A 22,979-nucleotide genomic window follows, 5' to 3' on the forward strand; every position below is an offset into this window, starting at 1 on the left:
AGTGCGGAGGGTGCCGGGGGGGCGGGGGGGGCGGGGGGTGCGGGGGGTGTCGCTTCAAGCGGAGGCAGCAAGTCGAGAAGGTCATCGTGTTCGGGCTCGGGCTCGGGCTCCGGCGCGGGCTCAACCGGCTCTACGCGCTCAACCGGGACATCCGGGACATCCGGGACATCATCGTGCGGACGCCAATCACCAGCTCGCAGCGGTGTCGCGAGCGCTCCATGCAACAGAGCCGTGCGGGTACGTCCGTCCTCGACGGGCGAATCGAGCACTCCGGTCTCATCGGCGGATGTGGTCTGTCTGCGAGCACTCACCCGTTTGCGCGCACGCAGCGAAACTGCCAGGTACACGATCGCCGCGAGGAGAAGTGCGAATGACCCGGCCAAGATGTAGAGCCGAGGGTCCACCCGTCACCCCATGCTATCGAGAATGCGGTAGAGCAGGCCGAGCAGTACGGCCTTCACCGAGTCCCTGTCCCGCGCGTCCACCGGCAGAAGTGGAACACTGTCGTCGATGCCAAGGTCGGCGCGGAGCGCTCGCAGCGCGTCGAGGTCATCGGCGGCGACCTTGTTCGCCGCGACCACGAAGGGCACGTCGGACATCTGGCGGAAGAACTCGATCATGCTCCGGGCGTCGGCAAGTGAGTCTGCTGCCATCGCATCGACGAGAAGCACAAATCCGAGCATCCCCTCGGAAAGCGTCTCCCACATGAACGAGAACCGCTCCTGGCCGGGTGTCCCGAAGAGGTAGAGGACCACGTCGTCTGAGACCGTGATGCGTCCGAAATCCATCGCGACGGTGGTCTCGCCCGAGCCCTCGTTCCCGATATCGCTCACCTGACGCTCGGTAGAGAGCACGGTGATCTCACTCACCGATTTGATAAATGTGGTTTTGCCCGCGTTGAACGGGCCAGTCACGACGACCTTCACCGACTGCATCATGCCGCCCGATCTTTGATCACAGTTTCTTCACGCCCTCGATGATCTTGAGCACAAGTGCTCGGTCTACGGCCTGGTCCCGCTTGATGCCAAACTCGCGACCGGAGTCCGGCAACTTGTTGACGCTGGCCTTGGGTCGCGAACGCTCGATACCGGTAAGCGCGTTAAGTTCATCACCAAGTCCGCTACGGATGCTGATGTCAAAATCACCGTCGTCGAACTCGGCGAGAAAGGAGTCGGTCGAGATGATTCCTTCCGTTGGCGGCGGTGAGTCCGCGAACGTCTCGCTTTGGATGATTCCGACAGCCGGTTCAACTGGCGCCTGCTCAAGAGAGTCCAGGATGTCACCGAGGTCCGGTGCTCGCTGTTGTTCATCGGCAGCTTCTCGGGCCTCCTGGACAGGGGCGTGCTCGTCTACGTCCGGCAGCACGCCGAGCGGAGCCCGCACGGCGTCCTTCGACAAGCGCTCAACCTGAAGCGGCTCGATGTCGCGATCATCGGTTTCAAGAAGGATGGGGCCAAGCTCAGGCTCGAACTGAGGTTCCGGTTCTGGTTCGAGCAGATCGGCGGTGAGCGGCTCTCCGAGTCCGAGAGCGAGCAGATCCCGCTCGAAGTCTGGTTCGGGCTCGGGCTCTGGCTCCGGTTCGGGCTCGGGCTCTGGCTCCGGTTCGGGCTCGGGCTCTGGCTCTGGTCCGGGCTCTGGCTCCGGTTCGGGCTCCGGTTCGGGTTCTGGTTCGGGCTCGGGTTCTGGTTCTGGTTCTGCCGCCGCCGGCTGTTCGAGCACTCCCATCATCTGCTCGAACACGGCCATGTCGTCAGAACTGGGCGTTTGCCTGGGCTCAGCGGCCAGGAACTTCGGAACCTCAGGCACACGATCCGGTTCTGGCTCGGGCGCTGGTGCAGGTGCGGGCGCAGTCTGCGGCGCGGGTGTGGGCGCGGGCGCCACCTGCGGCGCTGGCACCGGCGCGGGTGCTGGCGCGGGTACCGCAGCCGCGGCTGCGGCCCTGAGCGCCGCGGCTTCGGCCTCCCTCTCGGTGCGCTCGGCACGCAGACGGGCCGCTTCCGCGTCAGACGCGAACTCGAGGAGTCCCGCGCTGAACAGCCCGTACACTATGCGCGCAACTTCGAAATCAGTGCGTGAGGTCTCGCGAGCGAGTTCCGCCACGCTCCGCGTGCCATCAATCAGCAGAAGCAAATTCCACTCGATCGGCTTGAGCGAGATCTCGAAGGTTCCCTCACCGGGCGCGGTGGCCATCTTGAAAACGACCTCCATCGAGGGGATCTTTTTCTTGATGCGCGCCCACTCGTCGAGACGGCGACTGCCCTCCATAATTACGTTCTCTATCGACACCGACAATCCGATGTCTTCATCGACTATCTCCGGGAGCAACTCAAAGTCAAACTCCCCCTCGTCCCAGCGCATGAGATCGAAGATCGTGTCTTGAATCTGCTCCTGCACGAAAGCCTCGAGGATCTTGTCTGTGATATAGCCCTCGTCGACAAGAATCTGTCCGAGGCGTCGCCCTCCATCGATCTCGGCGGCTCTGATGTCAAGGGCGCGGGAAAGCGCGCTCGGCGTGACCTTCTGTGCTACAACCAGCCGCTCACCGATGGGCGCGTGATGCCAGTTGGATTGCGCGAAGAACACGTCGCCGTCGCGAAACCACACACTCCCAGTGGCCCCGTCAGTACGCGAAATGCGCAAGACCCCGGTCTTCTTGCTGAACGTCACCAGCTGAAAGACATCGGGGAGACTGAAATCTTTGAGGTTCCCTCTCAGCGCCATCTACCGCGCACGTACCTTCCCATCGTTCAGTTGCACTACGCCTATCAGCCGAGAATACCGGCTATGACACCCGCAGTCTTTTTCATGTCGTAGAACACCAAGCCAAGCTTGGCGCCGGAAGGCGCAAGCACCGTCAATACTCCGCGATCACCGGCTGCGACGAGAACGACGTAGCCCTCGGCCCCCTCGATGAACACCTGCGTGAGGTGTCCCCGTCCTAGCTCAACCGCCGCCCGTTCGCCGAGGCCGAGGATCGCTGCGGACATCGCGCCGACCCTGTCCTCCTGCATCCCCTTGGGAAGCGCCGATGCAATGATGAAACCGTCCATGCTCACAAGGGCGGCGGCCTGGATGTCAGGGGAATCCGTCATCAGGCGATTGAGCTCGTCGACAAGACGATCCTCGCGTGAGGGCTCAGGCGGGTGCGGCGCCGGAACCGGCGCCGGAACCGGCGCCGATGCGGGGGGCGCGGGCGCGGGAACAACCGGCACGGGTGCCGGTGGCGCTGGTGGCGCTGGCACGACGGGCGCAAAGTCGGGCGGCGCGACGGGCGGAACCGCGCCGCCAACGACGGGAACGACTACGGGAGCGGGAATGTAAACCTCCTCGTCGTCGTAGGCATCGTCATCGACGTCGCTGATAAAGAAGTCGCCGATACGGTTGTCCGCCATGCGCGTCAGCCACCTCCCTGGCAACAGAGTGCACCCCGTCTTGGCTCCGTGTACCGGAGTCTGAAGGTGCACACGCTAGTCTCTCACGAAGGGTGTATCGGCACAACCGAGAATAGCCCTTACCCTGCGCGGATACACCTGTCACACAACGACGCGCATGATCTCCTCGATAGACGTCACTCCCATGCGCACCTTCTCAAAGCCGTCGTCCCGCAACGTCTTCATCCCCTCAGAGATCGCCTGACGGCGCAAATCGTCGGCGGTTGCGCTCTCGACCGTCATGCGCTCGAGCGTCTCGGACATTGTAAGCACCTCGTGCACGCCCATCCGCCCCCGATACCCGATGTTGTTGCACTTGTTGCAGCCGCGTGCCCGGTATATGCGTGGAGGGCTTCCGGGCTCAAACGGGAAGCCGACCCGCTTGAGCGCTTCTTCCTCTGGCGTGTACTGTTCCTTGCACTCCGGGCACAGACGGCGCGCCAAACGCTGAGCAAGCACGCAGGTGATGGCTGAAGCGGTGAGAAACGGCTCGATACCCATCTCGGTAAGACGGGTGACCGCCGAGGGAGCGTCGTTGGTGTGGAGCGTCGACAGCACAAGGTGGCCCGTGAGCGCCGCCTCTATCGCGATCGTGCCCGTCTCGGCGTCACGGATCTCACCGATCATCACGGTGTCGGGGTCTTGCCTGAGAATCGAGCGCAGCGCGGCGGCAAACGTCATGCCAGCCTTCTCGTGCACTTGCACCTGCGAGAGCCCCGCAAGCCGGTACTCGACCGGATCCTCGACGGTGATGAGATTCGTGGTGATGTCGTTGGTGCGGTTGATTGCGGCGTACAGCGTCGTCGACTTGCCCGAACCGGTCGGGCCAGTGACGAGGACCGCCCCGTACGGGAGCGACAACGCACCAAGCAAGCGCTCAAGCGGCTGCTCGAGGAAGCCGAGATCCTCTAGGGACATCATCACGGAGTCTTTGCGAAGCAACCGCAAGACAGCCAGCTCGCCGTAGACGAGCGGCAACACCGCTACGCGAAAGTCGACTCCCTTCCCGTCGAGGACTACGCCAAAACGGCCGTCCTGCGGGATTCGGCGCTCCGCTATGTCCATTCCGGAGGTAATTTTTAGCCGGCTGATTAGCTGCCGATGCATCTTCTTGGGACTGCGGAAAACTTCCTGGCACACACCGTCGATTCGGAATCGCACACGCAGCTCGTGCTCATGCGGTTCGATGTAGATATCTCCCGCGCCCTGGCGGATACCCTCGGTCACAATGACGTTCATGAGCTTGGCGACGGCCGACTCGGCGTCTTTGGCGGCCTCGAGGTCCCCCGCCTCCTCCTCGGAGACAGCAAGCGTGTCCTCGAGATCGCCCACCATGTCATCGACGTTTTGCTGGGACGCCGCGAACCTCTCGATCGCCTGGAAGAGCTCGCTCTCGACCGCAACAACCGGCTTGATCTCGTACCCCGTGACGATCCTTAAGTCATCGATGGCGAAGATGTTCGCGGGATCGGACATGGCGACCATGAGCTCGCCATCCTGGATCTTGATGGGAAGCACCGTGTAGCGGCGCGCGAGATCAGATGAGAGACTCGTCGCGGCGTTGGGATCGATGTCGTACGCTCCAAGGTCGACGAAGACGAGTCCCATCTTGTCGGCGACCGCGTGCGCTACCGCCGTCTCGGAGGCATATCCAAGGTCGTCGAGAACGCCCGTGAGCGTGCCACCGCGACCGATCAGCTCAAGGGCTTCAGCGAGCTGTTCTTGCGTGATGAGCCCCGCCTGGACGAGCAGGTGGCCGAGGCGTTTGCTGCTCGCAGCGCTCATCCGGCGACCGCACCTCCCCCGCGCTCGGCGCGCAGCCGTAGCTCGCGCTGAGCCGCCGCGCGCATGATGTCCCTCGGCGCGACGAGCTGGGCGCCCTCGCTCCATATCTCGATCGCGGTCGCCCCCTGGCACACGAGCATGCCAAGGCCGTCCACCGCATGGGCTCCGGACGCTCGGGCGGCGGCGACGAGCGGGGTGTCCGCCGCAGCGTAAATCATGTCCGCGACCACGTGGTTCGCACGAAGCCACTTTGCGGGAACGGGTGCCGGATCACCCGGCTCCATGCCAATCGGCGTGGCGTTGACGATGAGATCGGCAGCGGACACCGACTCCTCACCAGTCTCGCCGAGTTCGGCTGCGTCTATGCGCGTGTCACGCGCGTGCGGCGTGATGCGCTCGACGAGATCCTCAGCGTTGGCGTACGTACGGTTGACCACAGTTATCTGGCCCGCCTTGGCGAGCACGAGCGAGACCACGGCGGCCCCCGCGGCACCGCCAGCTCCGAGCACAACCACGCGCTTGCCAGCCGGGTCGAATCCGAGATCCTCGGCGAGCGAATCGATGAGCCCGCGGCCGTCGGTGTTGTAGCCGACAAGGCGACCGTCCGCGCAGTGCACCGCGTTGACGGCGCCCGCGAGCCGCGCCGTGAGCGCGACCTCGTCGCACAGCTCGAGCATGGCGTCCTTGTAGGGCATCGTGACGTTAAATCCCACGAACGGCAGGACCCGGATCGCCGAGACAACCCGCGCGAGGTGCGCCTCCTCGGCGACAGGGAGCGGCACGTACGCCCACTCCAAGCCGAGCGCCTCGTACGCGGCGTTATGCATCGCTGGCGAGGCGCTGTGCTCGACCGGCATCCCAATGATCCCGGCTAGCCTCGTGCGACCGCTGATATGGACACCCATGCGCGCGCCTCCAGCACCCTAAGGCCGACACTCCGTCCGACCCGAAGTCTACGCGAGCGGAGTCCTCCCTGCTAGCACGAGGCGTTCGAGGCGACGGAGCGCAAGCGTGTGTGGCAAGTCAGAATGTGAGAGCGGGGCCAGCAGAACCGTCGTCATCCCAAGCAGATTTCCGCCGAGCACGTCGGTGAATATCTGATCGCCGATGACGGCGGCCGTACCCGGCGCGCCTCCGATTCTTGCAAGTCCGCGACGAAAAGCGGCCGGGAACGGCTTGAGGGCTTTCGCCACGATCGGCAACCCGAGACCATCAGCGACCCCGCTTACATGTCCGTGCCAGTTGTTCGAGACAAGACACGCCGACATGCCATGCCGTCCCAAGGCGTCGAGCCACTCCCGCACCTGCGGCGAGATCTCGGACGAGTCCCTCGGCAGGAGGGTGTTGTCTAAGTCGATGAGGAGGTGGGAGACCCCCCTCGCCGCCAGATCGGCAAGATCGATCGCGGTCACGTGCGAGTAGTACAAGTCTGGAGCGAGAACGTTCATCGATACCCTTAATCGCGACGTGTATCAGTGGACGCCATCAGCCTCGACACCGAGACGGTCGATCTCGGCGTTGATCGCGCGGATCCGTTGCGAGACCTCGGCCGCCAACGCTTCGTTACCGGATCCATCGAGTATTGAACGCACCGTTGCGTAGGAATCGTGCTGCTCAAACAAGTTGCGCCAGAAGACATTGGGGCGAAGCGCATCGGTGGCGCGCTCGATGGCAAGCTCCGTGTCCTCAGCGAACAGGTACGCGATCTGCGCCTCGTTCACGAGCAGCAGCCCAGAATCGGGGTTGTTCGACGTCCCGAGCGCGGCGAGAGCGCGCGCCTCATCAACGGCGCCTCGCCGTGCGAGTATCCACGCAGCCACGTAGTATGTCTGGTCGAACTGCGGGTCAAGCGCCACGATCGCGTACACGGTCGGCAACATGTAGGTGTGGTCTTGAAGCGGACGGTCCTCGTAGTAATCGTGGAAGATCGGATCGATACGGTTCCAGAGCACCGCCGCGACAAACGTGCGCACGCCCGTCAGATACGCAAACCCAGCGCGGCCAAGCGCGCGGCCAGTATCCGCGTCACGCCCGCCCACGGCAAGCGAGTCGGCTGCCGCCTGACCCGCAAGCACACTGGCGAACAGCGCAACAACGAGCGCTCCCGCAGCGATCTTAGAGCGTACGGCGGATGGCATCAGACGTCCCTCCGCGAGAATCCGACGCACCCCGCTACCAGAAGCACCGCAACCCAAGCGGCAAAGGTGAACGCCATCGCGCCAAGGTACGCCGCGGAGACACCCGATCCGTGAGCGACCGGGGCGATGATGTTGAACGTGTCGAGCGAGGGGTAGAAGTTCCAAAGCGGATTCGCCGGTCCGCCGAGCAACCCGGTGCGCACGTGCGTGACGAAGAGGAACGCGAGCGCAGAGACCGCGACAATGACCGGGGTGCTCACCGCGGAGACCGCGACGCAAAACGCTGCGACAATCGCGGCTTCCATCCAAATGGCGAGCACGCCTTGCCACAGGAACCACATCGGCTCGGCGTATACGAGCCATCCAGTCACGAACACGATGAGCCCGAAGATGATCGCGGCGGCAGCGAGTGTCGCAACGATGCCGAGCCAGGAGGCAACGACGTACTCCCACCGCCGGACCTGACGCACGAGCACGATGTAGGCCGTACGGCGCTCGATCTCTGAGGGGATGCGGTTAGCGGCGAGCGCGAGGGCGACCACGATCATCGCAACGTACACAAGCGCAAGGGCGATCTCGCGGTAGACCGCCCCCTCGATTCCCTGGCCGTACGACGGCAGCATGGGAATCGCGGCGGCGAGCACCAGCGCAAACAGAGCGACGACCCACATGATGCGCCGCCTGATCGCGTCAGTGACCACGGCGCGGGCAATTGCGGCGATACGTCCCATCACGCCACCCCGCTTCCGGCCCCAAACGGAGCGTCTTTCTCTGTCTCGGCGAGCATGCGCGAAAAGTACTCCTCGAGCGACTGGCGCTTGGGCACGATCGACTCGATCACCCAGCCGCCGTCGTCGAGTATGTCGACTACCGCGCGCACGGCCGCATCCGGAACCGAGAAGACCCACACGCTGCCCGACACCGCGACATCCTCCATGATCGACTGAATCTCGGCAGGTAAGATCGTTGAGGAGCCTCGCGTCCGGACCGACGTGCGACCGGCCACGTTGAGAAGGTCGTCGATCCGCCCTTTGGCCGAGACTCGCCCCCTATTCAATATCGTCACCTCGTCGCAGACAGCCTCGACCTCCGAGAGTTGATGCGAAGAAAGCAAAACGGTCGTGCCGGCGTCACGAAGCTCCAAGATGAGGTCGCGCACATCCCTCTGCCCCACGGGGTCAAGTCCTGAGGCTGGCTCGTCGAGCACGACTACGCGCGGGGACGACACGAGCGCCTGCGCGATACCCACGCGCTGCAACATCCCACGCGAAAAGGTCGAAAGGGCCGCTTTCTCCCTGCCCGCCACACCCACCCGCCGAAGCAACTCCGCCGAGCGCGACTCGATCTCTGCGGCGCTCATCCCGCAGAGCGTGCCGTGTAGCATCAACACCTCGGTTGAGTTCAGCAGCGGCGGGAAGTAGGGCTGTTCAGGCAAGAAACCAACGTGCGCCCGGGCCGCCGGACCAGCGGATTGCCCTAAGATGCGAAACGTTCCCGCGCTTGGGCGCACGAGGCCGAGCAGCATCTTGAGTGTGGTCGTCTTACCCGCCCCGTTGGGACCTAACAGTCCGTGTACCCGCCCCGCGCCAACATGAACGCTGACATCGGTCACCGCCGAGAGGGCGGACCGGCCACCGTAACGCTTCGCGGCACCTTCAATCTCTATGGCGTATGCGTGCTCATGCGCTCCCATGCTACTGCCCGAACACCTCCTTGGACCGCTGCTTGGCTGTCAAGAACTCCTCCCACGTCTCAGTGAATGTGTGCGAGCCGTCAGGAGAGGTCAGCACATAGTATACGTATGCGGTCTCTGCGGGGTCGCACGCCGCTTGCAACGAGGCAAGACCCGGATTCGCGATCGGTCCCGGCGGCAGACCGGCGTTGCGATACGTGTTGTAGGGGCTGTCGATCTGAAGATCGGCATTGGTGAGGCGGAACCGATTGCCAGACAAGACGTACTCGATGGTGGCGTCAATCTGCAGCCGCATACCAATCTCGAGGCGGTTGTGGATGACCGAGGAGACAAGCGCGCGCTCCTCGGCGACTTTGGTCTCGCGCTCGATCATCGAGGCCATCGTGACCACCTCGGCAAGCGAGAAGCCGCGCGCTTGTGCGGCTGCTATGTCGACAAGCGCGATCTCACGCTCGAACTGATCGAGCATCATCTCAATGACATCGCGCGCGGTCGCGCCTTCTTGGACTTGGTAGGTCTTCGGGAAGAGGTACCCTTCAAGCTTGCCACCGTAGACGTCGCGCAGGTACTCGCGCGGAAACTCGGCGTAGCCTCCGTTGGCAAGCGTGATGAACTCCTGGGCGGGGATTCCGGCGTGCTCCTCGAAACGTCGGGCGATCTGTTCGATCACGTAACCCTCGGGAATGGTCACCGTGACGTACTTGATCGCAGGCCCTTCGATGAGCGCCGCTATCGCCTCAGAGTACGGCATGCCAGTCTTGAGGTCGTACGTGCCGGCGCGCAGGCGTCCGTCCGCACCCGCCCTGCGTGACTCGAGCCGGAAGCGGTTCGCGTTTGTAACGATGCCCTGCCCGGCGAGGATCGTTGCGATACTGGCGGTGGAGGCGCCGTCCGGTATCACGATCTCGACAGGGAGTCCAGACTCCACTTCGGTCCTGTCGGGACGCTCAAACGTGTACCACCACGCGACTCCTGCGCCAGCGCCAAGCATGAGAACAACAACAGCGAGCAGTATGAGTGATATGTTCTTCCTGCCCGCGCGCACGCGATCACTTCTCCGCCGCATCAGCATCCCTTGCCTCCTCGAACGCGACCGCCCCGCCTGAGTCGAGAAACGACTGCAAGAAGAGTGCGGCCGCCACTTTGTCAACCGATCCTCGCGCCTTCTTCTCGCTCACGCCGGCTTGACGCATCGCCCGCTTTGCCTCGGCCGAGGAGAGGCGCTCGTCGTAGAAGGTGACCGGCACATCGACAAACGCGGCAATCCGCTCGGCGGCCTCTCGCGTGCGCTCCGCCTGCGGACCTTCTAAGCCGCGCATCGTCAGAGGGAGACCAACCACGATAAGCCCTGCGTCCCACTCAGAAACGAGCTCGCGAACGTGCTCGGCCGAGGCAAGCAGCGACGCGTCGAACACCGCCACCGGAGTCGCCACAGCGCCCTGCGGATCCGAAACAGCCACTCCCACGCGGCGCTCGCCAATATCGAGCGCGATCACCCGCATGCGCTAGCCGCCCGGTGCCAGCATCGTACGCGCGGCGGCGAGCGCGGCGTCGATGCCGGCAACGTTCTTGCCGCCTGCCTGCGCCATCACGGGCTTGCCTCCTCCGCCGCCGCCGACGTGCGGCGCGATTGTCCGGATGACCGCTCCGGCGTCGAATCCCGCCGCGACAGCCGCCTGGGAGCCTGCGGCAAGCAAGAGCGCAGAGCCTCCAGCGTCGGCCGCGAGCACAACGGCTCCGTCCTCGAGGCGCATGCGGACCTGATCCGCAACTTCGCGCAGGTCGCCAGCGCCTGCCGCCTCCACGCGAGCGACCGCAAGCGGGTAGCCCGCGTCGATCGCGGCCTCAACAAGCGCGTCAATGTCCCCGGATGAGCCGCGGCGCTTTGCTTCGGCGAGCGCCGCGCTCGATTCTCTCGCGCGCTTCTCTAGGGCCGTGACACGCTCGGCAACCTCAGGAACCCCGCACTTGAGCACGCGAGCTGCTTCGCGAAGCGCCGCTTCAGCGGCCTCGACCGCTTCGAGAGCGTCAAACGAGGTCACGGCCTCAATGCGGCGCAGGTTAGCGCCCACACTACCCTCGGAGACGATCTTCACGAGTCCGATCTCACTCGTGCGTCTCACGTGCGTTCCGCCGCAAAGCTCCTTGGAGAAGTTGCCGGCCTCGAGCACTCGCACAAACTCTCCGTACTTCTCTCCAAACAGCGCCGTCACCCCGGCTTCTCGTGCCGAGACAAGCGACGTCTCGTAGCTGCGAACGGGGTGGTTTTCCATCACCTTCGCATTGACCATCCGCTCTACTTTGCGCAGCTCCTCAGCGCTCGGCGCTTCGAAGTGCGTGAAGTCAAAACGTAGCCGGTCAGGCGCCACATGCGACCCGGATTGCCTGACGTGTTCGCCGAGCACGAGACGCAGCGCCCAGTGCAGCAGGTGTGTCGCGGTGTGGTTGCGCCGCACGCGCTCGCGCCGCATCACGTCTATTGACGCCGTGACGCTCTCCCCCACTGCCAGTTCGCCTGCGAGCAGCGAACCCGCGTGCGCGATGACTCCCTCGGTCGAAATCGTCGTGTCCACCACCTCAAACACTGCCCCGCGTGCCGACGCGATTGTGCCCCGGTCACCGACCTGACCGCCTTGCTCGCCATAAAACGGGGTGCTGTCGAGCACGATCTGCGCGTGTGTCCCAGCCGCAGCGAAATCGACCAGCTTCCCCTCAACTACGATGGCGACAACCGTCGCGTCGCCCTCGTTTTTCTCATAGCCGATAAACTCACTCTCGCCGGCTCGTGCGGCGATATCGGCCAGCGCGCTTGCAAACGACGTCCACGACTCGTCCTTAACGGCGGCACGCCCGCGCTCGCGCTGCTCGGACATCCTCCGCTCGAAGACATCCATGTCCACACTCATCCCGGCCTCGGCGGCGATCTCGGCGGTAAGCTCTACCGGGAACCCGTACGTGTCGTGCAACGTGAACGCCTTCTCGCCGTCGACGATGGCGCGCCCCTCGGTGCGAGTGCGCTCGATCTCCTCGCCGAGGAACACAAGACCCTGCTTGAGCGTGAGGCCAAACCGCTGCTCCTCGGCGTCGGCGATCCGCCGCACGAGGTCGTGGTGCTCAACAATCTCCGGGTAGGCCTGCCCCATGCACTCGACCACTCGATCGATAAGGTGCGCCATGAACGGTTCCGTACGGCCGAGAAGACGTCCGTGCCTGACCGCGCGCCTCAAGATGCGCCGGAGCACGTAGCCGCGGGCCTCGTTGGAAGGTAGTACGCCGTCGGCTACGAGGAACGTGACCGCGCGCGCGTGATCGGTGAGGATTCGCAGGGAGGTGTCGGTTGGCTCGCCATCGCCAAACACAGCACCGGTGAGCTCTTCTGCGGTAGCCAGGATCGCGCGCAGCTCGTCTGTCTCGAAGTTGGAGCGTGCGCCCTGCATGATGGCAGCGATCCGTTCCAGGCCCATGCCGGTGTCGATGCTTTGCTTTGGCAGGGGATCAAGCGACCCGTCGTCTTGACGATCGTACTGCATGAAGACAAGGTTCCAGTACTCAAGGAAGCGGTCGCAGTCACACCCGGGTTGGCACTCGGCGCTGCCGCAACCTGTCTCAGGGCCCTGATCGTAGTAAAGCTCGGAGCACGGGCCACACGGCCCGGTGGGGCCGGCCGACCAGAAGTTGTCCTTCGCGCCCATTCGCACTATCCGCTCGGCCGGGACGCCAACCTCGCCGCGCCATATCTCCTCGGCCTCATCGTCGTATTCGTAGATTGAGTACCACAGCCGATCGGGATCGAGCCCCAGCACATCGACCGAGTACTCGTACGCCCACGCACACGCCTCGCTCTTGAAGTAGTCGCCAAAGCTGAAGTTGCCGAGCATCTCGAAGAAGCTGTGGTGGCGCCCCGTGGTCCCGATGATGTCGATGTCGGTGGTTCTCACGCACTTCTGGCATGTGGCCGCGCGCGTAAAACCCAGATCCTTCACGCCGAGAAACACGGGCTTGAACTGAACCATGCCCGCGCTGGTGAGCAAGAGGGATGGATCGTCGGGAACGAGTGAGGAGGACGGCCATCGCCGCGATCCCTTGCTCTCAAAGTAGCTCAGGAAACTCTCGCGGATATCAGCGGCCTTCACTCGCGTTCTCCTCCTGTTGCATGTGGCTCGTCGGCGTCATCTTCCGCATCATGCGCGGGCTTGGCGTCGACCGTATCGTGGCGCACGGCCGGGTCTGTACACAAGCGCGGTTTTCGAAACAGTGCGCCGTCCTCGGCGGATATGGACGATTGCGTCCACTTCTCGTAGTAGTGGACGAAGAGCACCTTGCCTACGGCGGCGATCGGCACAGCCAAGATCATGCCTACAAGGCCAAAAAGCGTCGCACCCACGAGCAGCGAGAGTATCACGAGCACCGGGTGCATGTGCACGTGGTGCGACATGATTTTGGGTTGCAGGAAGGTGGATTCGAGCTGCTGGAGCGCGACGATCCAGATGAGCGTGAAGACGACAGTGTTCCAGCCGATGAACGCGGCTGATATCGCCGCGATGCTGCCGCCCACGATTGGGCCTAGGTACGGAACGAGATTCGCCACGCCCGCGATGAGGCCGATGACAAGCGCGTATGGCACGCCGAGAATCGCGAGTCCCACGCCCGTGGCGACACCCACGATCGTCGCGATCATGAGCTGCCCTCGGATGTAGCCCTCGAGCACGCCGGTCACATCACCGGCGAGCTTCAGCGACTCCTGACGGCGTCCCGGACCTGAAAGCGAGAGCAGTTCTGACTTGAGAGTGGGCAGGTCGCGCAGCACAAAAAACGCAAGCGCAAGCGCTAGAAACGCATTAACGAGGAAGCCGACGATCTGCCCGCCAACAGCGACCACACCGCGTGCGAGGCCGCGGGAAACATCCGTGATCCACGAGACAACGCTCTCTCGCGAAGCCATCGCGACATCCGAGACCCATGCGGGCAGATCGATGGCGATGTACTCACGCTCGATCTGCAGCCAGAGCCTGTAGGCGTTGTCGTAGTACGAAGGAAACGCCTGCGAGAAGCTCTTCACCTCGGTGATGAGCGGCGGGACGATGAACACGCCCGCCAGGACTATCGAGCTCAAGAGCACGAGATAGCACAAACCAACCGCAAGAGAGCGCGACACTCCTCGGGCTTGGAGCGCGGCTACGGGCCTGCGCAGGAGAAAGACGACGACAAGCGCGAGCACGAAGGGCGTGAGCGCTGAGGCCACCGTCCCGAGCATCCATAAGGCGAACGAGACGAGCAGTACCAGCCCCACAAGCGCCCAACTCACGGTCGCTACGCGACGCCAGCGCTCAATCCGGTCCGCATGGTGTCCTTCGCCCATCGTCCCTCTCCTAATCCCTGACGATGTTGTGCCGCAGAACTCGCAGTGTTTTGCGTAGCATACGGGAGACCTGCATCTGTGAGATTCCCATCCGGCGCGCGATCTCAGTCTGCGTGAGGCCCTCGAAGAAGCGCAAGTAGAGCACTCGCTGCTCCTGGGCGGTCAAACCCTTGAGCGCCGCGGCAAGCGTCGTGCGATCCTCCACCACCGACATGAGCTGATCGTCCTTGCCGATGTACTCAAGGATACTGAACGACTCGCGCCCGTCCCCTCCCCGGTCTGACTCGAGCGAGACGAAGTTGTACGCCTCACTCGTCTCCATCGCCTCGAGCACCTCCTCTGAAGTCACCTCGAGATACTCGGCGATCTCAGCTATCGATGGAGAACGCTGGAGACGCTGCGTGAGCGCGTCCATCGCCTGGTTAACCTTAAATGACAACTCCTGGAGACGCCGCGGAACCTTGATCGCCCATCCCTTATCGCGAAAATACCGCTTGAGCTCGCCAACTATCGTGGGCGTAGCGTACGTCGTGAACTCGACCTGCCTGTCTGTGTCGAACCGGTCGATCGCCTTGATGAGGCCGATGGTACCTACCTGGATGAGGTCATCGATCGGTTCGCCTCTGTTGCGAAATCTGCTCGCAAGATACTTCACGAGGTTGAGGTACATCGTTATGAGCTCATCGCGGGCGGCCTCATCCGCCTCATCGCGAAAGCGGCGGAACAGCTCGCGTGTGTGCGCCTTGTCCCACGTCAGCTTCCTGGAGGAATCGCCGCTTCTAGCCCTCGGCATCGCGCGGCTCCTGGGAGAATCGTTTGGAGACCCTGAGGTACGCCCCATCGAGGTCCGATGAGAGCTCGTAGTGGTCGGTGACCGACTGGAGCAGGAACGTCGCATATGCGGCACGGCGTTCCGCGTCCTCATCAGTCACTCGGTCGCTTCCTTGAAGCCGGACCTGGATATCGACGCTGGCTTCACCGAGTTCGAACACGAGAACCACTTCCGAAGCCGTGCCGATGTGGTCACACGCGTAGACGAAGACCTCCTCGGCGGCGATGCGCACGTCGTCCAAGTCGTCGTAGGTGGCGTCTGCCCTTCCCACCAGGGCTGACGCAGTCATACGCACGGTTCGTGCGTACTCGGCCCGCGAGGGTACCGCAAGTGTGATGCGATCAGTAGACATCTGGCCTCCGCATGGTATCCGGTCTTCGTGCTTTGAGGACTCATCCGGCTTCAGCCGCGGTCCCGCTTCATTCTCTGCCACACGCTCCTGAGGCCCTCACTCGCCAGCGACGCGGCGGTTGTGGGCACATTCGCCAGTTCGTAGATGAGCGTGGCCGCGCCGTTGACACGGGCGGTCACCTCTTCGACCTGGCCGATGATAGCGTCGAGCCGGAGCAGCTCGGCGCTAAACGCGTCGAGCGCGACCTCCGCCTTCTCAGCAAGTCCAGGCAGCCGCTCCTCGATATCGCGCGCCACTCGCCGGGCGGCGCGCACCGTCGCGATAGCCTCAACAAGGGCGTAAATCAGCACGCAGAGTGCGGCTATCGCAACGACGAGTAGCACAACGACGAGCGTCTGGGTCCACTCCACGCGCGCACCTCTCTATCGCCGGGCGGGCACCGCTAGAGTGTACCAAAGGAAATACGATCAGTCGGTGACCCGGATGATCTCACGCTCCAGGGTCTTGTCGTTGACGACTCCGCGGTGGCGCCACGTTATGTAGCCGTTCGCGTCAACGATCACCGTGTAGGGCGTGAAGCGCACATCGAGCATGTCAGCTCCGATGAGGCGAGCGACCGGCGCGGACACCGGATCGTTGCTGATCTTCTCGTCTACGACGACAAGACCCTCCTCGCCCTGCGTGACAAACTTCCCGACGTCGAAGGCGAGCACGCTGATCAGCCCACGGTACTTCTCCATGAGGTTCTCGATGACGGCCTCATGATCGTCGGTCGTCGCTTGACTGCGATCGATTAACACGATCAAGAGCGGCTGACCCGCATCCAAACGGCTGGCAAGCTCGGCCGGAAGAGCCTCCTCATCGCGCGGGAACGGCTCGTAGACAGACTCCTCGAGTGGTGAGAGGTCCACCGGGGGCGTGACCGCTGGGTCCGCCGGGGCCTGAGCCTGATCGGCGGCGGGTGCGGCGGGCTGCTCCGCGGCCGGTTCTGCGCCCCCTCCACACCCCACAAGGGCGAAGGTGACCGCAAGCGACGTGACTGCGATTAGTGCTGCGACTGGTCTGCGCATGGTATTGTCCTCCTCTTCGGCGAGGCGGCCCCGCCTTGCCGTGCCCCGACACGGTGAACCTGCCTCAGCAGGTGGGTGCCCGCACCATCGACTTCCAGCTTCCCCGAAGGGATACCTTTCCGCCGAGGAATGATGAGGCTCCCGTAGAAAAGGTGTTGGCTCTCCCGCTTTATGCCGAAGTCACGGACAAGGCGAAGCGCACCTTCAGTGTAGCGCGTGCGCATCGAGGCGACAACGACACGATGCGACACGAGCGGAGTTCAAGGGCTGGATCCTTCACTCCGACTTCAGGTGCACCTCTTTGAGCTGCCGGGCAGAGACCGCGTCGGGCGCGCCGGTGAGCGGACACGCCCCGGAACTCGTCTTGGGAAACGCGATGACGTCGCGGATCGAGCGTCCGCCCGCAAGCAGCATCACAAGCCGGTCGAACCCGAACGCGATGCCGCCATGAGGAGGAGCTCCCGAGGCGAGCGCCTCGAGCAAGAATCCAAACTTGTCGGCGGCCTCCGCCTCATCGAGGCCCATCACAGTAAATATGCGCCGCTGGAGAGCGGTATCGTGCACACGCAACGTGCCGCCTCCAATCTCGAGCCCATTGATCACGAGGTCGTAGGAGTACGACAGCACGGACGCAGGATCGCTCTCGAGCGCATTAACGTGCTCGTCGAACGGACGGGTGAACGGATGATGGCTCGCGGTGTAGCGCTTCTCTTCCTCGTCCCATGCGAAGAGCGGGAAGTCGACAACCCACAGGGGATGGAACCCTGACGCAGCAAGCCCCATCTCCTCGGCCAGGCGCACGCGCAACACGCCGAGCACCACGTTGGCAAGGTCGTGCTGGTCGGCGACGATGAGCGCGAGGTCGCCCGGCTCGATGGCAAGAACGTCACGCAAGGAATCGATCTCCTCGGCGGAGAAGAACTTCGCAACCGGCGAGCGCACGTCGCCATCGGTGGGAAACGCGACCCACGCGAGCCCCTTCGCGCCGTTGTCGATCGCGAGCTGGTTGAGCGCGTCGATCCTGCCGCGGCTCCAATCTCCAGCACCTTTCGCATTGATGCCTTTGACCCTGCCGCCCGCGCCGAGCGCACTCGAAAAGACCTTGAACTGGGAGTTGGCGAACGTGGACGTGAGGCAGTGAAGCTCCATTCCGAAGCGCGTGTCGGGACGGTCGGAGCCAAATCGGTCCATCGCCTCGGCGTAGGTGACACGCGGTATCTCGGCAGACCACGGAGCGCCCGCCGCCGCCATGACTTCCGCCATAACCTCCTCGACGGTAGCGAGCACGTGCTCTTGCGTGCAAAACGACATCTCTATGTCGATTTGCGTGAACTCCGGCTGGCGGTCAGCGCGCAGGTCCTCGTCACGGAAGCACCGGGCGATCTGGTAGTAGCGGTCGGCGCCGCCCACCATAAGCAGCTGCTTGAAGAGCTGGGGAGATTGCGGCAACGCGTAGAACTTCCCCGGGTTCATGCGACTCGGCACGATGAAGTCGCGCGCGCCCTCGGGCGTTGACTTCGTGAGAATCGGTGTTTCTACCTCGAGGAACCCTCTGTCGCCAAGCGAACGGCGAAACGCCTGCGCCACGGTATCGCGAAGCACGAGGCACGAGAGCATCTCGGGCCTGCGGATATCGACGTAGCGGTAACGCATGCGAGTCGTCTCGTCGGTCTCGATGCCGTCTGAGACCTCGAAGGGGGGTGTCTCGGCGGTATTGAGGATCGTGGCCGAGAGAATCGCTACCTCCACCTCGCCGGTGGGCATCTCCGGGTTCTTAGTTCCCTCCGGACGTGCCCGGACCACGCCTTCAAGAAGGACGACCCATTCGGGGCGCAAACGTTCGGCGATCGCGAAGGCCTCGCCTGTCTCCGGCGCGAAGACACACTGCACGATACCGGTGCGGTCGCGAACGTCGACAAAGATGAGTCCCCCATGATCGCGGCGGCGGTGCACCCATCCCGCGAGCGTGATGGTCTGGCCGACGTGATCGGCGCGCAGATCTCCACACAGGTGCGTGCGAACGGAGTGGGCGACGTGGGACATCTGGGGCTACCGCCTTCCTAGCTGATGAGTCCGCGCACCGCGTCTGCAACGCCGGTGATCGCGATCCGGGATTCTTCTCTCGTACCCATGTGCCTTAGTGTGACTTCGCCTGCGGCGATCTCGTCAGGACCGACCACGACCACCACGCGCGCGCCGAGACGGTCCGCCTGCTTGAACTGCGCCTTGAGCGAGCGGCCCTGGTGGTCCATCTCGGCGGCGACCCCACCGTCGCGCAGCGCGGCCACCACCGAAAAAACGGTGCCGGACACCGACGCGTCAACACGCGCCACGTACGCCTCGGCCACCGGTGGCGCAGGCACCTTGACGCTGGCCGCCTCCATCGCGAGCAGGGTACGCTCGAACCCGAGCGCGAACCCGAGACCGGGTGTGGGCGGCCCGCCGTACTCCTCCATCAGGCGGTCGTAGCGGCCCCCTCCTCCGATGGCGTTTTGCGCCCCGAGACCGGCATCCGCTTGGACCTCAAACACGGTGCGCGTGTAGTAGTCGAGGCCACGCACAAGGCGCGGGTCCTCGATGTAGTCGATCCCGAGCGTGTTGAGGTGGCCCTTGACCGCAGCGTAGTGCACGGCGCACGCCTCGCAAAGCGAGTCGCAAATTGACGGAGCGTCGGCCATGATCGCCGCACACGACGGGCGCTTGCAGTCAAACGCTCGAAGCGGGTTGGTGTCCGCTCTGCGATTGCACTCGTCACACAGTTCCGCCGCGTGATCGCGAATGTAAGCCGCGACATCCCGGCGGTAGGCGGGACGACATGCGTCGTCACCCATCGAGTTGATGAGTAGCCGCGTGTTTTCCGCGGGGATGCCAACCGCCTCGTAGAATCGCCACAAAAGCGCGATGACCTCCGCGTCCGCGCTCGGCCCGTCCGCACCTAGGCACTCCACGCCAATCTGCCAAAACTGGCGCATCCGGCCCTTCTGCGGGCGTTCGTAGCGAAACATCGGACCCGCGTAGTAGACCTTGGCGACCGAGCCTTGTGGCACGAGCGAGTGTTGGAGCGCGGCACGCACGACGCTCGCGGTGCCCTCGGGCCTGAGCGTGAGTGAGTTAGGCGGGTCGCTGCGGTCGAGGAACGTGTACATCTCCTTGGAGACGATGTCGGTCGCCTCGCCGATGCCGCGCGCAAAGACCTCGGTGTGTTCGAAGATCGGAGTGTAGATCGGCTCGTAACCGTAGCGCGCGAACAGCTCCTGCGCGGTGCGAGTCAGGTACTCCCACGCCCGCGCGGTCGCGGGAAGCATGTCGGCGGTACCCCTGGGCGCGCGTACGTCCATCGGTTGGGTGAAGACCTCCTCGGCGCAATGAGTCGATACGGGTTTCCGATTATGCGGCAACGTGGGCGCGATAGCCACGGCATCGCGAAAGGCCGTGGCGGGCGATACCCCTCGCGGGAGTGCCGCAGACGCTATGCCCTCGGGAAGAAGGGGTTCACTGCGCGCTCACGGCCGATCGTGGTGTCAGGACCGTGCCCCGGATGAACGAGCGTCTCGTCGGGAAGTGGCGCGATGCGCTGGGCAATCGAGCGGCTGAGCGCACGCGCGTCACCGCGCGGAAAGTCGCTGCGGCCAACACTCCCGGCGAAAACCGTGTCGCCGCTGAAAAGGTGCCCGTGTCCATACAGGCAGATGCAGCCCGGCGTATGTCCGGGGGTGTGAAGCACCGTAAACGTCAGCGAGCCGCACTCAATCACGGAACCGTCAACGAGCGTGCGATCCGCTCTTGGAGCGGTTGCGTGAAACCCGAACAGCGCGCCACCCGTCCCTTCCGGAGACACGATGAACTCAGCGTCGTCAGCGTGCACGAGAAGCGGCGCGCCGGTAGCTTCACACACCTCGCCAGCCGCCCCGAGGTGATCAAAGTGGCCATGAGTCAGTATGACGGCCGCGACTGGAGTCTCAGCCAGCGCGTCAAGGATGCTCTTGGCTTCCTCGGCGGGGTCGATCACGAGCGCGGCGGCGCCGTCGTCGTCACTGATGATGAAGCAGTTCGTGTCGAGTGGGCCTACTACGAGGCGTTTTACCCTCATCCGTTCTGTCCTCTCGTACGCGCGCGCCCTTCACCGGGCATCATCCGCGCCGCTTCGAACACGCCGTCTATCGCACGGACATCTTTAAGCAACGTGTTAAGCCGCTCCATATTGCCGAGTTCGAAGAGGAAGCGCATCGTCGATATCCCACCACGATCCGTGGCCGTGTGGGCGGCGAGCACGTTTACGCCCGCCTCGGCAAGAACCGACGTGACATCCTGCAACAACCGCATGCGATCTACAGCCTCGATCACGATCTCAACCTGGTACGTGGTCTCAGAACCGCGGTCCCACTCCACATCAATGATGCGCTCCGGGCTCTTGAGAAGATCGGTGGCGTTTGGGCAGTCGCGCCGATGGACAGACACCCCCCGTCCTCGCGTCACGAAGCCGACGATTTCGTCTCCGGGTACGGGGGTGCAGCAGCGCGCAAGCCGCACAAGGATGTCATCGATGCCCTTGACCTTCACCCCGCCGCCGGTCGTTTTCCGTTTCGATCGTGGCGGCACCATTGGCACCGAGAGCGGCAACGCCTCGGGCTCAGGAGTGGGCTTCCCGGCCTCGACCGACATGTGCTTGAGCAGCTTTCCCGCAACCTGCTTCGCTGACGCTTTCCCGCTCCCAATGTGCGCGAGCAGGTCCTCGGCAGCCTGCAAGTTCATCTCGGAGGCGACCGCGTTGAGCGCGCGCGTAGCGGGCGACGAGCTGATCCCAAGCCCGTGCTTGCGCATCACCTTGCCGAGCTCGTCGCGGCCCCGTTGCAGGTCGTCTTCACGGCTCGCCTTGCTGAAGAAGTTGCGTATCTTACTTCTCGCCGAGGAGGTCTTGACGACGTTGAGCCAATCCCTGCTCGGCCACGAGCTCTTGTTCGTGAGGATCTCGACCCTGTCGCCCATCTGCAATTCATAGCCGAGGGGCACGATCGCACCGTTGACCTTCGCGCCAACGCAGTGGTGCCCGACCTCGGTGTGGATGGCGTACGCGAAATCGATCGGCGTGGAGCCTCGGCGCATCGATCGGACGTCGCCTTTTGGCGTGAAGACGAACACCTCGTCTTCGAACAGATCGATCTTGAGCGCCTCCATGAACTCGCGCGGGTCTTTAAGCTCGGTTTGCCACTCAAGCATCTGACGGAGCCACGCCAGCCGCTCGTCAAAGCTCTCGTCGCTGCGGCTGCCTTCCTTGTAGCGCCAGTGAGCGGCGATACCGTACTCGGCGGTCCGGTGCATCTCCTCGGTGCGGATCTGGATCTCAAGCGGCCGTCCCGCTGGACCGATGACGGTCGTGTGCAGCGACTGGTACATGTTGAACTTGGGCATCGCGACGTAGTCTTTGAAGCGCCCCGGGACCGGCTTCCAGATGCTGTGCACGGTACCGAGTGCGCCGTAGCAGTCTTTCACGGAGTCAACGATCACGCGCAATGCGATGAGGTCGTATATCTCGTTGAAGTCCTTACCTTTGTGCGACATCTTCTGGTAGATGCTGTACAGATGCTTGGGCCTGCCGCTGATCTCCGCTTCAACGCCGATTTCGGCGAGTTCTGACTGGAGCTGATCGATCACCTGGTGCAGGTAGGCCTCGCGCGCCGCCCGACTCTCGGCAACCATCTTTTGAACCTGATGGAACTTGCGTGGCTCGAGGTAGTAAAACGCGAGGTCTTCAAGCTCCCACTTGATGCTTGAGATGCCGAGACGGTGCGCGAGCGGCGCGTAGATCTCCATCGTCTCGACCGCCTTGTCGCGCCTGCGCTCAGGTGGCAGCGCCGAGAGGGTCCGCATGTTATGAAGCCGGTCAGCGAGCTTGATCAAAATGACACGGATGTCCTTGGCCATCGCGATGAGCATCTTGCGCAAGTTCTGGCTCTGCGCCTCAGAAAGCGACTCGAACTCAATCTTGCCGAGCTTGGTGACCCCATCTACCAGGTCAGTAACCTCGTCGCCAAAGCGTGCGCGGATCTCGGCGAGATCGTACCGGGAGTCCTCGACGACATCGTGCAGGAGGGCCGCCTTGAGTGTCGCGGTGTCGAGATGGAGTTCTGAGAGGATGAGACAGACCTCGATCGGGTGTTTCACGAACGGCTCACCCGACTTGCGCGTCTGTCCCTCGTGCGCCTCGACCGCAAGCGCATACGCCTCCGCGAGATCGGTGAGGTCTGCGCCAGGGATATACTTCCTGACCTGCTCCTCGATCTGTTCGATGGTGGCGGGCACGAAGCGGTCCTCCTCGGCG

At 63.7% G+C, this 22,979-nt stretch carries 22 protein-coding genes and 1 other RNA gene; all 23 read right to left on the reverse strand.

Annotation, left to right across the window (positions count from 1 at the left end):
* Positions 1–404: hypothetical protein (locus KGZ40_09445; GenBank protein ID MBS3957731.1), on the reverse strand; the 404-nt coding region annotated here is incomplete at its 3' end.
* A gap of 3 nt (positions 405–407) precedes the next feature.
* Entirely contained in the window at positions 408–938 is a 531-nt protein-coding gene (locus tag KGZ40_09450) for an ATP/GTP-binding protein (GenBank protein MBS3957732.1), read from the reverse strand.
* A 16-nt stretch (positions 939–954) separates the two neighbouring features.
* Positions 955–2,721, reverse strand: a complete 1,767-nt coding sequence (locus KGZ40_09455) for a DUF4388 domain-containing protein (protein MBS3957733.1) — start codon at positions 2,719–2,721, stop codon at positions 955–957.
* Between the two features lie 44 nt (positions 2,722–2,765).
* On the reverse strand, positions 2,766–3,392 hold the full coding sequence (locus KGZ40_09460) for a roadblock/LC7 domain-containing protein (GenBank protein MBS3957734.1): 627 nt from the start codon (positions 3,390–3,392) through the stop codon (positions 2,766–2,768).
* A 141-nt stretch (positions 3,393–3,533) separates the two neighbouring features.
* Entirely contained in the window at positions 3,534–5,216 is a 1,683-nt protein-coding gene (tadA, locus tag KGZ40_09465; protein ID MBS3957735.1) for a Flp pilus assembly complex ATPase component TadA, read from the reverse strand.
* The gene (gene aroE, locus KGZ40_09470) at positions 5,213–6,121 is read right to left on the reverse strand and encodes a shikimate dehydrogenase (GenBank protein ID MBS3957736.1); all 909 of its coding nucleotides are present in this window, start codon (positions 6,119–6,121) and stop codon (positions 5,213–5,215) included. Before aroE ends, tadA begins: the two co-directional genes overlap by 4 nt.
* 48 nt (positions 6,122–6,169) lie before the next feature.
* A complete protein-coding gene (locus KGZ40_09475; protein ID MBS3957737.1) occupies positions 6,170–6,664 on the reverse strand; it encodes a YqeG family HAD IIIA-type phosphatase in 495 nt (164 codons plus the stop codon).
* A 24-nt stretch (positions 6,665–6,688) separates the two neighbouring features.
* Positions 6,689–7,354, reverse strand: coding sequence for a hypothetical protein (locus KGZ40_09480; protein ID MBS3957738.1), 666 nt, complete (start codon positions 7,352–7,354; stop codon positions 6,689–6,691).
* Positions 7,354–8,085: an ABC transporter permease subunit gene (locus KGZ40_09485; protein MBS3957739.1), complete on the reverse strand. Its 732-nt coding sequence runs from the start codon at positions 8,083–8,085 to the stop codon at positions 7,354–7,356. Before KGZ40_09485 ends, KGZ40_09480 begins: the two co-directional genes overlap by 1 nt.
* Entirely contained in the window at positions 8,085–9,047 is a 963-nt protein-coding gene (locus KGZ40_09490; protein MBS3957740.1) for an ABC transporter ATP-binding protein, read from the reverse strand. The genes KGZ40_09485 and KGZ40_09490 overlap by 1 nt, the downstream gene beginning before the upstream one ends.
* A 1-nt stretch (position 9,048) precedes the next feature.
* Positions 9,049–10,119: an endolytic transglycosylase MltG gene (mltG, locus tag KGZ40_09495; protein ID MBS3957741.1), complete on the reverse strand. Its 1,071-nt coding sequence runs from the start codon at positions 10,117–10,119 to the stop codon at positions 9,049–9,051.
* Complete coding sequence (gene ruvX, locus KGZ40_09500) at positions 10,097–10,549, reverse strand: Holliday junction resolvase RuvX (protein ID MBS3957742.1); 453 nt, start codon at positions 10,547–10,549, stop codon at positions 10,097–10,099. The genes mltG and ruvX overlap by 23 nt, the downstream gene beginning before the upstream one ends.
* A 3-nt stretch (positions 10,550–10,552) precedes the next feature.
* Positions 10,553–13,180 carry an alanine--tRNA ligase gene (gene alaS, locus KGZ40_09505; protein MBS3957743.1) on the reverse strand — a complete coding sequence of 876 codons (2,628 nt, stop codon included), beginning with the start codon at positions 13,178–13,180 and terminating at the stop codon, positions 10,553–10,555.
* Positions 13,177–14,406 carry an AI-2E family transporter gene (locus tag KGZ40_09510; protein ID MBS3957744.1) on the reverse strand — a complete coding sequence of 410 codons (1,230 nt, stop codon included), beginning with the start codon at positions 14,404–14,406 and terminating at the stop codon, positions 13,177–13,179. The genes alaS and KGZ40_09510 overlap by 4 nt, the downstream gene beginning before the upstream one ends.
* 10 nt (positions 14,407–14,416) lie before the next feature.
* Positions 14,417–15,199 (reverse strand): SigB/SigF/SigG family RNA polymerase sigma factor, encoded by a 783-nt coding sequence (locus KGZ40_09515; GenBank protein ID MBS3957745.1) that lies wholly within the window; start codon positions 15,197–15,199, stop codon positions 14,417–14,419.
* The gene (locus tag KGZ40_09520; GenBank protein MBS3957746.1) at positions 15,186–15,590 is read right to left on the reverse strand and encodes an ATP-binding protein; all 405 of its coding nucleotides are present in this window, start codon (positions 15,588–15,590) and stop codon (positions 15,186–15,188) included. The genes KGZ40_09515 and KGZ40_09520 overlap by 14 nt, the downstream gene beginning before the upstream one ends.
* Positions 15,591–15,640: 50 nt before the next feature.
* Positions 15,641–16,000, reverse strand: coding sequence for a hypothetical protein (locus tag KGZ40_09525; GenBank protein ID MBS3957747.1), 360 nt, complete (start codon positions 15,998–16,000; stop codon positions 15,641–15,643).
* A gap of 57 nt (positions 16,001–16,057) precedes the next feature.
* A complete protein-coding gene (locus KGZ40_09530) occupies positions 16,058–16,660 on the reverse strand; it encodes a hypothetical protein (GenBank protein MBS3957748.1) in 603 nt (200 codons plus the stop codon).
* A gap of 23 nt (positions 16,661–16,683) precedes the next feature.
* A non-coding RNA gene (ssrS, locus tag KGZ40_09535) (6S RNA) lies at positions 16,684–16,861 on the reverse strand.
* A 75-nt stretch (positions 16,862–16,936) separates the two neighbouring features.
* Positions 16,937–18,703, reverse strand: coding sequence for an aspartate--tRNA ligase (gene aspS / locus KGZ40_09540; protein MBS3957749.1), 1,767 nt, complete (start codon positions 18,701–18,703; stop codon positions 16,937–16,939).
* Between the two features lie 17 nt (positions 18,704–18,720).
* Positions 18,721–19,998 (reverse strand): histidine--tRNA ligase, encoded by a 1,278-nt coding sequence (locus KGZ40_09545; protein ID MBS3957750.1) that lies wholly within the window; start codon positions 19,996–19,998, stop codon positions 18,721–18,723.
* Between the two features lie 131 nt (positions 19,999–20,129).
* Positions 20,130–20,750 carry an MBL fold metallo-hydrolase gene (locus KGZ40_09550; GenBank protein MBS3957751.1) on the reverse strand — a complete coding sequence of 207 codons (621 nt, stop codon included), beginning with the start codon at positions 20,748–20,750 and terminating at the stop codon, positions 20,130–20,132.
* Positions 20,747–22,960, reverse strand: coding sequence for a bifunctional (p)ppGpp synthetase/guanosine-3',5'-bis(diphosphate) 3'-pyrophosphohydrolase (locus KGZ40_09555; GenBank protein ID MBS3957752.1), 2,214 nt, complete (start codon positions 22,958–22,960; stop codon positions 20,747–20,749). Before KGZ40_09555 ends, KGZ40_09550 begins: the two co-directional genes overlap by 4 nt.
* Between the last annotated feature and the right edge of the window lie 19 nt (positions 22,961–22,979).

Source organism: Clostridiales bacterium (assembly GCA_018333995.1).
Taxonomy (GTDB): domain Bacteria; phylum Actinomycetota; class Coriobacteriia; order Anaerosomatales; family SLCP01; genus JAGXSG01.